At 64.2% G+C, this 13,212-nt stretch carries 14 protein-coding genes and 1 pseudogene; 9 read left to right on the top strand and 6 right to left on the bottom strand.

Annotated features, from left to right (window positions below; genetic code table 11):
- Positions 1-7 precede the first annotated feature (7 nt).
- The 9 genes and pseudogenes from ACFQGD_RS27380 to ACFQGD_RS27420 all read left to right on the top strand — a co-directional run bounded on the left by ACFQGD_RS27380 (position 8) and on the right by ACFQGD_RS27420 (position 9,080).
- The gene (locus ACFQGD_RS27380; RefSeq protein ID WP_345393848.1) at positions 8-1,012 is read left to right on the top strand and encodes a tyrosine-type recombinase/integrase; all 1,005 of its coding nucleotides are present in this window, start codon (positions 8-10) and stop codon (positions 1,010-1,012) included.
- Positions 1,009-1,962, top strand: a complete 954-nt coding sequence (locus ACFQGD_RS27385; protein WP_345393851.1) for a tyrosine-type recombinase/integrase — start codon at positions 1,009-1,011, stop codon at positions 1,960-1,962. Before ACFQGD_RS27380 ends, ACFQGD_RS27385 begins: the two co-directional genes overlap by 4 nt.
- A complete protein-coding gene (locus ACFQGD_RS27390) occupies positions 1,959-2,888 on the top strand; it encodes a tyrosine-type recombinase/integrase (protein WP_390183580.1) in 930 nt (309 codons plus the stop codon). Before ACFQGD_RS27385 ends, ACFQGD_RS27390 begins: the two co-directional genes overlap by 4 nt.
- Positions 2,889-3,001: 113 nt before the next feature.
- A complete protein-coding gene (locus ACFQGD_RS27395) occupies positions 3,002-4,093 on the top strand; it encodes a tyrosine-type recombinase/integrase (RefSeq protein WP_345398953.1) in 1,092 nt (363 codons plus the stop codon).
- Entirely contained in the window at positions 4,090-4,413 is a 324-nt protein-coding gene (locus ACFQGD_RS27400; protein WP_345398950.1) for a helix-turn-helix domain-containing protein, read from the top strand. The genes ACFQGD_RS27395 and ACFQGD_RS27400 overlap by 4 nt, the downstream gene beginning before the upstream one ends.
- A 3-nt stretch (positions 4,414-4,416) precedes the next feature.
- Positions 4,417-5,067, top strand: coding sequence for a hypothetical protein (locus ACFQGD_RS27405; RefSeq protein ID WP_390221109.1), 651 nt, complete (start codon positions 4,417-4,419; stop codon positions 5,065-5,067).
- An 80-nt stretch (positions 5,068-5,147) separates the two neighbouring features.
- On the top strand, positions 5,148-6,539 hold the full coding sequence (locus tag ACFQGD_RS27410) for a hypothetical protein (RefSeq protein WP_390221110.1): 1,392 nt from the start codon (positions 5,148-5,150) through the stop codon (positions 6,537-6,539).
- Positions 6,540-6,934: 395 nt separating this feature from the next.
- Positions 6,935-7,816: pseudogene (locus ACFQGD_RS27415) on the top strand (IS1634 family transposase); the annotation flags it as partial.
- A gap of 65 nt (positions 7,817-7,881) precedes the next feature.
- Positions 7,882-9,080 (top strand): IS3 family transposase gene (locus ACFQGD_RS27420; protein ID WP_345398863.1). Its coding sequence is split into 2 segments (ribosomal slippage): positions 7,882-8,140 and positions 8,140-9,080, totalling 1,200 coding nucleotides; the frame shifts between segments, so codons are not numbered across the junction.
- Positions 9,081-9,338: 258 nt separating this feature from the next.
- On the opposite strand, the gene ACFQGD_RS27425 is transcribed toward ACFQGD_RS27420, so the two are convergent.
- From ACFQGD_RS27425 to ACFQGD_RS27450, 6 genes are all read right to left on the bottom strand, one after another.
- Positions 9,339-9,827, bottom strand: coding sequence for a hypothetical protein (locus ACFQGD_RS27425; protein ID WP_345399054.1), 489 nt, complete (start codon positions 9,825-9,827; stop codon positions 9,339-9,341).
- Between the two features lie 75 nt (positions 9,828-9,902).
- A complete protein-coding gene (locus ACFQGD_RS27430) occupies positions 9,903-10,538 on the bottom strand; it encodes a hypothetical protein (protein WP_345399051.1) in 636 nt (211 codons plus the stop codon).
- Positions 10,538-11,125, bottom strand: a complete 588-nt coding sequence (locus ACFQGD_RS27435) for a hypothetical protein (RefSeq protein ID WP_345399048.1) — start codon at positions 11,123-11,125, stop codon at positions 10,538-10,540. Before ACFQGD_RS27435 ends, ACFQGD_RS27430 begins: the two co-directional genes overlap by 1 nt.
- A 64-nt stretch (positions 11,126-11,189) precedes the next feature.
- Entirely contained in the window at positions 11,190-11,714 is a 525-nt protein-coding gene (locus tag ACFQGD_RS27440; protein WP_345399045.1) for a hypothetical protein, read from the bottom strand.
- A 40-nt stretch (positions 11,715-11,754) separates the two neighbouring features.
- Positions 11,755-12,039: a hypothetical protein gene (locus tag ACFQGD_RS27445; protein ID WP_345399042.1), complete on the bottom strand. Its 285-nt coding sequence runs from the start codon at positions 12,037-12,039 to the stop codon at positions 11,755-11,757.
- 486 nt (positions 12,040-12,525) lie between these two features.
- Entirely contained in the window at positions 12,526-12,987 is a 462-nt protein-coding gene (locus ACFQGD_RS27450) for a hypothetical protein (RefSeq protein WP_345399039.1), read from the bottom strand.
- Between the last annotated feature and the right edge of the window lie 225 nt (positions 12,988-13,212).

The raw sequence follows: 13,212 nt of genomic DNA on the forward strand, positions 1-13,212 counted from the left end.
GGAACACATGGACCCGGTAAGCACCGCCGACGTCCGCAGAGAGGGCGCGGCTTTGGTGAGCGACGACCTGCTCGTGGAGTTCGGAGGGTGGCTGGACCGCCAGCGCGGACTGGCGCCGATCACCGTCCAGAACTACTGCTGGCACGCTGAACAGTTCGTGGCGGCGCTTCCCCAGCCCAAGCAGGTGTCTGTGCGTCTTTTGGACGCGGGGACCGTCACTGCGTTCATGGTCGAGTACTGCCGGGATCGCAACACGAACTCGGCGAAATCGATGGCGAGGTCTGTGCGCTCGTTCCTGAGGTTCGTGCACGCGACTGGTCGAACGTCTGCCGAACTGTGGGGCGCGGTTCCATCGTCCTCGGGCTGGCACTTGGCGTCGCTGCCGAGATCGGTGCCGGCAGCGGACCTTGAGCACCTACTGGCAGTTGCCGCGCGTTCGCGGTTCACGGCCACGAGCCGGCGCGACTACGCGATCTTGCTGCTGCTAGCCCGACTCGGGCTCCGGCGAGGTGAGGTCGCAGGCCTTCGCCTGGACGACATTGATTGGCGTGCCGGAGAACTCGCCATTGTCGGCAAGAGCAACCGGGTCGAACGCCTGCCCCTGCCGGCGGAGCCGGGAGAAGCGATAGTCGCATGGCTAACCGATGGGAGGCCCGAGTGCGCGACGCGGTCGGTGTTCACCACGCTCAGACCGCGCGGTCGGCCTCTGTCGCCGGGGGCGATCGGCCATGTCGTGGGCAGCGCATGCCAGAGTGCCGGGCTCGCCCGGATCGGTGCGCACCGTCTGCGTCACTCGCTAGCCTCCGCCATGCTGCGGAGCGGGGCGTCACTCCCGGAGGCGGGGCAGGTGCTGCGCCACCGGAGCGCGAGGTCCACCGCGATCTACGCCAAGGTCGATGATGTTGCTCTGCGACCGCTGGCCCGGCCTTGGCCCGGCACCGCACCTGGTGCCGCAGTTTCCGATGACGCTGCTCGGAGTCTGGCTCGACCGTGGCCAGGAGCATCGCCATGAGCACGCTGCGCGAGAACGTCACCGACTACCTCGCCACGCGCCGGGCGATGGGATTCAAGCTCGAAGGCCTGAGCAAGCTGCTGTTGAGCTTCGTCGCGTTCTGCGAGGCGCGCGGAGCCACCCGCGTCCAGAACGACCTCGCGGTGGAATGGGCCACCGCGACGATCAAGGTTCCCGTCAGCGACGCCCTGTTCGCCCGCAGGATGGACGCGGTGCGGATCTTCGCCCGACATCAGCACGCGCTGGACCCGGCCACGCAGATCCCTCCCGAGGCGATCTGCAACCGGCGATACCGGCCCAAGGAACCAAACGTGTTCAGCGAAAGTGAGATCTTGGCGCTGCTGGCAGCCGCGGACACCTTGTCCCCGCAGTTCAAGGCGGTGACGTGGCGAACGCTGATCGGCCTGCTCGCAGCCACGGGGATGCGCCCCGGCGAGGCCTGCCACCTGACTGTCAGCGACATCGACCTGACCAACGGCGTGATCCAGGTACTGGAGACGAAGTTCGACAAGTCCAGGCTCGTGTTCATCCACCCGACCACTGCCACGGTTCTGGGCCACTACCTGCAGGTTCGGCATGACTGGGTCGGGACCACGGCGAGAGCCTGTCCCGCTGTCTTCGTCAACAGCCGGCGCGAGGCGATCAACCCGGACAGGCTGGGCGCCACCTTCAAACACCTCGTCGCCGCAGCCGGCATCACCACCGAACCTGGGCACAGACCGCCCAGAGTCCACGATCTGCGGCACACCTTCGCCGTGACCACGATGCTCGACTGGTACCGCGACGGCCACGACGTTCAACAGCGCCTACCACTGCTGTCGACCTGGCTCGGACACGTCGATCCCACCTCTACCTACTGGTATCTGCACGCAGTACCCGAACTGCTCGCCCACGCCGCACGCCGCCTCGACGCCCGAGCAGGCGCGCCCACCACGGAGTCGACGTCATGACCGCGCCGACCGTCACATCGTTGCTCCAAGGGTTCTTCACCGAACGACTGGCCCGGCAACTGCAGGCCAGCCCGCAAACCGTCTCGGCCTACCGGGACACGATCAAGCTCCTGCTGCTCTTCGCCGCGAACAAGACGAAGAAGCCGCCATCCCGCCTGACGCTCGACGACCTCGACGCCGTCACCATCGGCGCGTTCCTCAACTACCTCGACAGCGAACGACACAACAGCACGGCGACCCGCAACGCACGCCTGGCCGCGATCCATTCCTTCTACCGCTACGCGCTGCCACTCATCCCCGACCGAGCGCACACCGCGAGCCAGGTCCTGGCGATCCCGCAACGCCGTCACGACCGGGCAGTCGTGTCCTACCTGACCGGCCCGGAGACCGACACCCTCCTGGCGGCGCCGGACCGCACTACCTGGTACGGACGACGGGACCACGCTCTGCTCCTCACCGCCGTTCAGACAGGACTTCGCCTCACCGAGATAACCGGGTTGACCATCCAGGACATCACCACCACGACGCCCGGAGCCGCCGTCCACACCACGGGCAAAGGCCGAAAGGAACGCGCCACCCCGCTGACCCGGCAGACCGTAGCCGTGCTGCGCGCCTGGCTACCAGAGGCCGGACCCACGCCCAGCGGTCCAGCCTTCCCCACACGCCAAGGAACCCGGATGTCTTCCGACGCCGTTCAACGGCTCGTCGCCAAGCACGCCGCCACCGCCGCCCTCGTCTGCCCGTCCATCAGGGCCAAGCACGTCACCCCGCACACCCTGCGGCACACCGCGGCGATGGCCCTGCAAATGAGCGGAATTGCATTTGATGCATCATTCCGCGGTTTGTGTGAAGGCTGCCTACCTGGGATTCCTGGTCACGGCCGTCTTGGTGAGGCGGGTGCAGCGTTTGCCGGACACGCCGTGTGACCTGCGTGTGAAGGTCGCCGGTTGCGTCTGGTGCCACGATGCGTCATCCATTTCTGTTGCACTGAGTGTTGATCTGTTGCGTTTAGTCACGGCTTGTGTGTGGGAGGTTTCGGGTGGCGGAGCGAGCGGTGGGCTCGGCGGCGCTGGTGCTGGTCGATGGGACGACGCCGTTGCGGCCAGAGCCGGCGTTGTTCGACGCGATGCTGGAGGGCTGGCGTCGCCAGCAGGCCAGCCGTCGGTTGAGCGGTTCGCTGATCGATGGCCGGGAACGGGTGGTGCGCCGGTTCGCGGAGGTCGCCGGCTGGCCGTGGCAGTGGACGTCGGCGCAGGTGGAGGCGTGGACGGCCGCGGGTGGCTGGGCGCACTCGACGGTGCGTACCTATCAGGGCGCGCTGGCGATGTTCCTGGCCTATGCCTGCGATCCGCGCTATGGCTGGATCGCCGAGTGTGAGCAGCGGGTCGGTGCTCGGCCAGTGCAGGTGTGCCACGAGGACAACATGGCCGTGCACGTGGCCGACTCGGAGGGTCGTCCGCAGCGTCGGCCGCTGACCCGGCAGGAGTTGCAGGCGTTCTTCGATGCCGCCGATGATCGGGTGGAGCGGGCGGCGGCGTCGCGGCGTAAGGGATGGCTGGCCACCTTCCGTGATGCCTGCTTGTTCAAGGTGGTCTATGGGTGGGGGCTGCGACGCCGGGAGGCGGCGATGCTGGACGTGGCCGATTTCGCGGTCAACCCGGCCGCGCCGGAGCTGGGCGGGTTCGGGGTGCTGCATGTCCGCTACGGCAAGGCGATGCGGGGCAGCCCGCCGCGACGGCGGGCGGTGGCTACGGTGGTGCCGTGGGCGGCCGAGACGGTCCGGCAGTACCTGGAGGAGGTGCGACCCCTCTACGGCTGTGACCGGCATCCGGCGGTGTGGTTGACCGAACGCGGCGATCGGATCTCGCTGCGCCAGATCGATGACCGCTTCGCCCAGTTCCGCAGGATGGCCGATCTCCCGGATGATCTTTCGGTGCATTCGCTGCGTCACTCGTACGTGTCGCATCTGATCGAGGACGGCACGGACCCGCTGTTCGTGCAGCAGCAGGTAGGACACTCGTGGGCGTCCACGACAGCGGTGTACACGACGGTCGGCGCCGATGCCCGCAACCGGATGCTCAAGGCGGCGCTGGCCCGCGCCTACGAGAAGGATGGGGACGGCGAGCGATGACGAACAAGATCGAGTACGTGTGGCATTTGCGCAGGCTGATGGCCGAGGCCGGGATGTTCGCCACCACCGACCTGGTGCCGCTGCTGGCCGAACGCGGCGTCAGGTTGTCCCGAGAGCAGGTGTATCGGTTGGTGACCGGCACCCCGGAGCGGCTCAACCTGGCCGTGCTGGTGGCGTTGTGCGACATCCTCGGCTGCCGGGCCGACGACCTGATCGAACCGGTCCCTGCGTCGGCGAAGAACACGACGGCGGCGGCCCCGCCGAAGGGACAGCGGCCGCGGCCCCGCCGCGCCCGGATCCTGCCTGTGCCTGCGGAGTAGGACGTGACCGGCACATCCCGCTGCCCGGTCGGGCACGCGATGCCCGCGGGCCCGGACCGGATCTGCTCGCCCTGCCGGCGCGAGCAGATCATCGCCCGGGTGAGCGCGGTCGAAACATCACTGTCCACACAGGATGTGGCGGCGGCGGTGGATGCGGTCGCGACCAACCCTGCGGTGTGGCGCAGCCTGGCCGCAGCGTTGGAGTCCAACCCGGACGCACTCGCCCAGGGTGCCCCACCCGCGGTGGGGCGGCTGGTCACCGAGCTGATCGCTCGGGGCGCCACCACCGTGACCGAGCCGAGGTGCGCGGTCTGCGGCCGCACCGGGCGACCGTTGAGCGTCACCGAGCGCGGCGGCATGTGCGCTCGGTGCGCGCACCACGCCAACCCCGCCGAGTGCGTGCGCTGCGGCATGGTCAAACCGGTCGCGGGTCGCACCAACACCGGCGAGGCGATCTGCGAGCGGTGCCGCCGACGCGAACGGGGGCGGCGCAAGTGCGGCCGCTGTCACAAGATCACCTCGATCGCCGCGCGGGCTCGCGACGGCCAGCCGGACATCTGCGTGAACTGCTACCGGATGCCGCACGCGGTCTGCAGCGTGTGCGGCCAGCGGCGGAATGCAACTTCGCCGCCAGTGACGCGCCGATCTGCGTGACGTGCACACCCCGGGCCACCGCCACGTGCGCCCGCTGCGGCCACGACCGCCCACCCACGGTCCGCTGGGATGAGGGACCCGTGTGCGACCCCTGCTACACCGCGGCGCTGCGCCATCGGGGACGCTGCGCGGGGTGCGGGAACCAGCGACGGCTGGTCTTCCCGCCTGGGCCGGGCGCCACCACCTGCGCCGACTGCGCCGGGATACCGGTCACCCACGCCTGCGGCGACTGCGGTATGGAGGACAAGCTCTACGAGAAAAACCGTTGCGCGGCCTGCAGCCTGCGCCGCCGCGCCGCCCACCTGCTCTCCGGCGGCACCGGCCAGGTCCCGGCCGAGCTGACCGCCGTGTTCGAGGCGATCTGCGCGGCCCGCACCCCACGCGCCGCGCTGAACTGGCTGCGCCAGGGTGCCGCCGCGAGCCTGCTCGCCGACGTCGCCTCCGGGCGCCTGGCGGCCAGCCACCAGGCCCTGGACACCCACCCGCAGGCCCGTGCCGCCGACTACCTGCGGCACATGCTCGTCGCCGGCGGCGTCCTGCCACCCCGGGACGAGCAACTGGCCCGCACCGAGAAATGGCTGGCCGCCCTGCTCGCCACCATCGACATCGCCGAGCATCGGCGGCTCGTGCAGGCCTTCGCCACCTGGCGGGTGCTGCGGCGGCTGCGCCGCGGCACCGAAGCCCGGCCAGCGCCACGCACCTACACCGCCCACGCCAGAAACAACATCAAGGCCGCCGTCGCCTTTCTGACCTGGCTCGCCGCGAAAGACACTACGCTGGCCGACTGCTCTCAGGCCGACATCGACCAGTGGCTCACCACCGATCCAGCGGCCTCTCACGTGCGGGACTTCGTCCTCTGGGCAGCCGAACACCGGCATTGCGACGAGTTCACCGTTGCCGAGCCCGAGCGTCGCACCGGCACCGCCACCGCCGCCGATCAGCGATGGGAACAGGTCGCCACCCTGCTCCACGACGATCACCTCGCCACCATCGACCGGGTCGCCGGCTGTTTCCTGCTGCTATTCGGCCAGCAGCAATCCCGCATCGCCGTCATGACCACCGACCAGGTCAGCCAGCGCGGCCCAGACGTGTTCGTCCGCTTCGGCCAGCACGACGTCCCGGTCCCCGAACCGCTGGGTGAGCTGCTGCTCCGGCTCATCGCCGAGGGCAAGCCCCATACCGCGATCGGCTCACCAGCCCAGACGCCCTGGCTGTTTCCCGGTGGGCTGCCCGGCCGGCCCATCACCGCCTCCCATCTGGCGCACCGGCTACGCGCGCTCGGCATCTCCACCCAGGCCGGCCGACGAGCCGCCCTGCTCGACCTGGCAGCGCAAGTCCCCGCCGCCGTGCTCGCCGACCTGCTGAACCTGCACCCCACCACAGCCACGAAATGGATGCACCAAGCCGGAGGCGACTGGAACCGCTACGCCGCCGAACTCGCCCGAACCCGCAATCACCAACCCTGCGAATAGCCACACACCATCCAAGATCAAAAAGGGCAAATCGCAACGCCGGAACAATGCTCTCTACCAGTTTGAGAGCGGGCGTCGACACCTCCGTCATCGCTCTCTGGCTCGGCCACCAAAGCGCAGCGACCACCCACATCTATCTGCACGCCGACATGACCATCAAAGAGCGTGCCCTCGCCCGCGTCCGCGCACCGAACACAAGCCCTGGACGCTACCGACCCTCTGATGACCTCATCGACTTCCTCGAACGACTATGACCATTCAGCCTCCCGTGCCGGTTATGCCGCGCGGGCAGGGCCCGCCCAGCCCGATGACCAGCACGAACACCCCACAAAGCCAGCCACCTCGGCATAACCGAGACCACGGCGTAATTGGAGTTATGCCGATCTCGGCATAACTCCAAGGAACGTCGCCTGGAACCGCAGATCACCGTCGGGTTGCTCACCGACGCCGCAGGGTTTCCGTTGATGGTCAACGCGTTCGAAGGGAACGCGGCCGAGACGACCACGATGCTGCCGGTGATCAAGGCGTTCATGGCCACCCGCAAACTCGACGATGTCGTCATCGTCGCCGACGCCGGCATGATCTCGGAGAAGAACATGAAGGCGATCGAGGCCGAGGGCCTGTCGTTCATCCTCGGCATGAAGATCGGCGAGGTTCCGTACGTGGTCGACGAGTGGCGCCGCAAGCATCCGGGCGAGCCAATCCCGGACGGGCACGTGTTCGTTCAACCCTGGCCGGCCGGACCGAAAGACAAACGCAAGAACCAGATGCGGTACTACCAGTACAAACACGACCGGGCCCGGCGCACACTCAAAGGCATCGACGAGCAGGTCCGCAAAGCCGAACAAGCCGTCGCCGGCAAGATCGCGGTCAAGCGAAACCGGTTCGTCAAACTCGCCGACGCCACCAAGACCGTCAACCGCGAGTTGGAGGCCAAGGCCCGCGCTCTGGCGGGCATCAAAGGCTATGTCACCAACATCGCCGACCCCACCGCTGGGCAGGTCATCGACGCCTACCACCACCTGTTCCACATCGAGAAGAGCTTTCGGATGGCAAAGAGTGACCTGGCTGCCAGACCCATTTTTCATCGCACGCGGGACTCGATCGAGGCCCACCTGACCATCGTGTTCGCCGCCCTCGCGATCAGCCGCTGGATCGAAAACCGCACAGGCTGGTCCATCAGAAAATTCGTCCGCACGGCCCGCCGCTACCGCACCATCGAAATCCAGGCAGGCGAGCAGACCATCACCGCCGCCGACCCACTACCCGACGACGTCTGGGGTGCCCGTTATTTCCCGGACTGTGGACCGCATAGGGTCCGTTCTGGAAGGGATGTTGGTTCGTGGCAAGGAAGTATCAGAAGTACACGCCTGAATTTCGTGAGCAGGCGGCGAAGCTGGTTGTGGAAGGGCAGCGTCCGATCGCTGAGGTCGCTCGCGAGTACGGTCTCGGGGAAACGACCCTAGCTAATTGGGTGAAGAAATACCGCGAGGATCACGCCGGGGACGAGCCGCCGCTGGAATTGTCTGAGCGTGCCGAACTCGCCGAACTGCGTCGCCGGGTGCGCGAGCAGGAGATGGAACTGTCCTTTTTGAAAAAAGCGGCAGCGTACTTTGCGAGGGAGCAGCGGTGAGCGAGAAGTACGAGTTCATCGCCGCCGAGTACGCGCACAACAAGGGCCATAATGTGGCGGACGCTCCCACCCTGACGCAGATGCTGGCGTGGCTGGATGTGTCGAAATCGGGCTACTACGAGTGGTTTCGCCGGCCGCCGTCGGCGACCGAGCGGCGCCGCGAACTGCTCAAGACCAAGATTGAGACACTGTTTGACCTCTTCGGCGGCACCTACGGTTACCGGCGGATCCATGCCGAGCTCGTCCGTGCTGGTGAGCGGGTCGATGACGAGACGGTCCGCCAACTCATGCGCGAGATGGGCCTGGTCACGGTGCAGCTGAAGCCGTACCGCACCACCACCGTCCGCAGCGCTGAACAGCCCGACGGCGTGCCAGATCTGGTCGAGCGGAACTTCACCGCCAACCGGCCCGGGGCCAAGCTGGTCGGCGACATCACGTTCATTTCCACCTGGCAGGGCTGGCTGTATTTGGCGACCGTGATTGATTGTTTCAACAACGAGGTCATCGGCTACGCGATGGCCGATCACATGCGCACCGAATTGGTCACCGACGCCCTCGACATGGCCGCACGAAATCACACGCTTGAGTCGGGCTGTATTATGCACAGCGATCGCGGCACCCAATATACATCGGCCGAATATCGCGCGAAACTGGATGAACTCGATTTGCGACATTCCCTCGGTCGCACCGGGATTTGTTGGGATAACGCGCTCGCCGAGTCGTTCTTCGCCAGCCTCAAAAACGAGCGCGTTCATCATATGGTGTATCCCACACGAAAAAGGGCTTCGACTGATATTGCCCGCTATATCGAACTTCACTACAATCGGCGACGAATCCATTCAGCACTGGGATACAAAACTCCGCACGAAGTCCGCAACGAATACCTGAATCAGCAGTTCGCGGCATAAAAGGACACAAACTCACCAGTCCGGAAAACACGGGGCAGCCCAGTCCAGCAGATTCTCGACGCCATCCACACCCAGGCCGTAGGGCACTAATGTGAGCCAACTCGGGTATATCCGCCCCCGGCCAACCGGCAGATCTCGAGCGCTACACGCCGTACACAGTTCTCAGGACCGCGCCGGACACGACGCGTCATCACAGATAGCCCTGGGCCCGGTCACGCACCACCGGGCCCAGGGCTTATCCCCCGTGACGGGCTCTCCTCAACCGGCTGGCAGCTTAGGGATCAAACGAAGCCAGCGCAACTTCGCCTCGATCCGTGCAGATCTCTGCTTGGTTTCATCAAGCAACGGACCCAGGGCGCGAATGTTTTTGTCAGCTTTCCCCAGCGTCGCCACGATATTCGCCGCGGGTACCGTCGCATCCTTAGCCAGTCCACTCGCCTTGTCCGCCGACCCGATGATCTCACGTAGCGGCTTGTCCGCGCTCTGCAAGACAATGCCAAGTTCATCCAGTTGCTGTCCCAAAACGCCCAGCGTACCTTGCGCCCGATGCAACTCGCCCAGCGTTCCGGTAACTTCGGGCATGCTCCTCTCGAGCGCCTCGTGCGCGGCCGGTAACTCCTCACCGGCCTGCAGGGCCTTGTCGGTGGTCGAATTGACGATCTTGGCCTGCACGACCCCGTCCTTGAACACAGCATTGGTCACGGCCAGATCGTTTGTTACGACAAGGACCCCCACCAGCGCACCCACGCCGGCTACGAACGCAACCGCCCATGATATTGGAAACATACGTGATGTCCCTTCGATCTATAGTTTCCCGCGTCGTTATCGTCCGCCGCCCAGTACCGACAGCCCAGTCGTATCCACTTCAGACAGCAGTTGAATCAGCGGCGAGAACGGGGCAACGTGCTCCGACGATTTCTCGATCTCCTGGAGCGTCTTCCTGATCTCTTCTGCCCGTGGGCCCAGCGTCTGTAAGGAGCCGTATACGACTTTCTGCGCCGCCAACACGCGTCGGAGCTCATACGTCACCGAACCGACCGATTGCCCCAACGCCGATACGGTGGCATTGGCCTGTTCCGCTCGTTCGGTCACGTCGCCAATCCGCCTCGGTAGCGGGTCCGCGATGTTCACCACGTCATCGGTGTCGCTGTTGATTTGCGCCGATACGGGCGCCAGCGTCCCCGCCTCGTCGACGACCGCGGCCAACTCCGTCGCCACGCCGTTCAACACCCCGATACGCTCACTCAACTCGCTGTGCTTCGGGACAAGAATTCCCGTCAACCGATCGAACTCGCTGGCCGAAAAGATCACCTCTTTAGCCAAGCCCGACGGGCGGCCCAGCGGGTCCTTGATGTCGTCGACACCCGGAACAAACGCCGTGGTCACCGCGATCGTTCCGGCCACCGCGCCGGTGAGCACCAGCGTCACTACCCACCATGTCTTCTTCGCAAGCAACATCAGCCATCGCCTCCCGACTCCGGCCGAGCAGGGACTGCCGCCAGCTTCCGTTCTATCTCAGCCAGCTCATTGTTCAGAGCGACAACGAGGGCGATCGACCGTTCCACCTCGCCATTCACCGCACTCACCGTGTCGTCCGCGTTCACCGCCACCTGGCGAAGATCGGCTGCGTACCCACGCAGCACCGTCGCCGTGCTGTCCAGCCGGTGCGCAATTCGAACATCGCCTTGCCCGGCCTCCAGCAGCCGTTGGACATCTGGCACCGTCGCGCTGAGCGCCGACACGTCCTTCTCAGTCTGGTTCTGTAGTTTCACCAGCACGCTACGCAACTCCTGTAGCTGCTTCCTGGCTGTTGCCGGTGAGCCAAAATCCGCCCGTTCCGCGAAGAAATCATTCGCTGTGTGGAAATCGTCTACGATCCCCTTAGCGCTCGCTTGCACGATCCTACCTCGTTCCAACGCTCCCAGTACGAGCACCAGCAGCACTACGGCGGCAACGGCGGCAATCCGTGCGAACCATTCCAGCCCGATGGCGCTCCGGCTTGAACCCTGTACAGACGAAGGTGGAATATCTCGTCGCCTTTCCATATCTATCCTCCATTAAAAAGCACCCGAGTCGATCACTGCGTGACCGACCACTCGATGCTACTGATCACCCAGGCAAGGAATCATTCACACGCTTCGTGGCCGCCAGAGCAGACTCGATATCAGCGACCAATGCCCGCACAATCCTCAACAATTCCACACCCTGAGCGCCGAACGCTTGCGCGTCCTTCACCAGCGCGCCCGTCCGTCCCTCAACTTGGTTCACCACAGCCTCAATCTTGACGAGCTGCGCCTCACTCGCCTCGCCCCCTTCTCGCCCCTTTTCGATCGCCGCAGCAGCCGGTGCCACAGCGTCCTGCAGCGCAACAAGAAGCGGCTCCAGTCCTTTCGTCTCCTTCAGCGCCTGGTCCGCGTTCTTCGTCAGTTCTGTCAGCTGCCTCAACCGGTACGTCACCCTGTCGTTCACCGAGACGATGGCCTGCGACGCGCGCAAGGTTTCCTGATTAGCGGCTTCCTGATTGTCGAGTCGCTCGTTCAGGCGTGCCACCGTTACTGCCAACAACGCCAACACGCCGACCACGACTATCGCCAATACGAACCGCATTGGCCCTGAACGACGTCCGAAGATCATTACTCACAACCTTTCTAGCTTCCTTAAGCTACCGACCGAGTTAGCGACCACCGTCAACGTTGTCGGCCGAGTTGTTCGCCGAATCCGACGCCGCATCCACATCGGACCCCGTCGCCCGGCCCTCCCGAATGATCTGAGCCAGCTGCGTTCGATTCTCCTTAACCGCCTCAGCCGCTCCGCCGACTGGCCCGTTGAGTCCGCTTAGCCGACTCTCCAGCGTTGCCAACCTCGCCAGTAGCCTTTCGACTTGAGCATTCGACAGATCCAGAACATTCTGGACGTCATTACGAATCCGGTCGATAAGCTCGACCAACTCGCCATTCACATCTGCCACGGTAGCTCGGACGTCCCTCAAGGAAGCATCGACGCTATCAAGCCGATTCAATGACGCCAGTGTCACTTTCTCGTGTTCGACTAGTTGATGTAGACCGGGGTTATATGCGTTCGCGTGTACGATGGCTTGGTCCAATCGGTCCGGTGTGACGACCAAATTGATGACCCGGGGCGCCAGATAGAATGACAACGGAACCAACGCAAGTACGAGCAACAACCGTATTGCCTTAACACCCGTCGGAGTTGTAGAAGTAGACCAGTGACCACGCCGCGAGACAACTCCTGGCGGCGGACCAGGCTGCCATCTGGTAGCAGTCGAATGACTAGCCATCTGAGTAGTATCCTCTCGTCATGTGTTCGTTACCCCACTCGACCTGCGATCCGTGACGCCGACCCACAATCAGCCGAACGAGCGCTACGCACACGTCTCACCATCGCCCCAGGTAAAACAATCATTACCTGCTCACCCAGTTTTTCCTTATCCTGGCTGCTTACCAACGACAGATAGGAGCGCGATTAGCTGTAACGCGGTAACCGTATGGGTAAGGAGGCCCTTGACGACTAGCTTGTGCGCCAGGATTTGTCCAAGCACTCCCATTCCCCGTTTCGTGAAAAAGCCAACAGGGATCAGACCGGAACCGATCATCTTCAGTTGAGAAACATTAGTGATCTGATCAACAGTAGCCTTAACAAGCACGCTCGGCCTACCGACAATCCCGTTATAGATGACAGCCTCATCCTTGGCGAAAACGATCGTGGCCGACGTATCCGTATCGGTACTGTAGATCGCCACCGGACGCGGCATCCGTCGGGCAATACGTATCCGATTTGGAAAATTCACAAAATTCTGCTCTAGTAGCACGGCCAGGATGTTTGCGACTCCGTTCGCTTCGTCGCCGTCGTAGAGCGACGTACTATATACCTCAATACTTGTCGACATACTTCACATCCTGTTAAAACAATAGAACTCTGATTTTCGATTACGTCTGAGGAATGTACGAAAGTGCACCCATTCAAATATATCCGTACGTTCCATACCGCACATGACAATGGCCGTGCGTAAACAAACAATTTGAACCGAGAGGCACAGGTCGGCGTCACCACCATCTACGGACAACACTCCCGCTAAATAATCAAGATATTCTTGACTGTCCTCAGTGAGTGA

It is taken from the genome of Haloechinothrix salitolerans (genome assembly GCF_042662605.1).
Lineage (GTDB): Bacteria > Actinomycetota > Actinomycetes > Mycobacteriales > Pseudonocardiaceae > Haloechinothrix_A > Haloechinothrix_A salitolerans.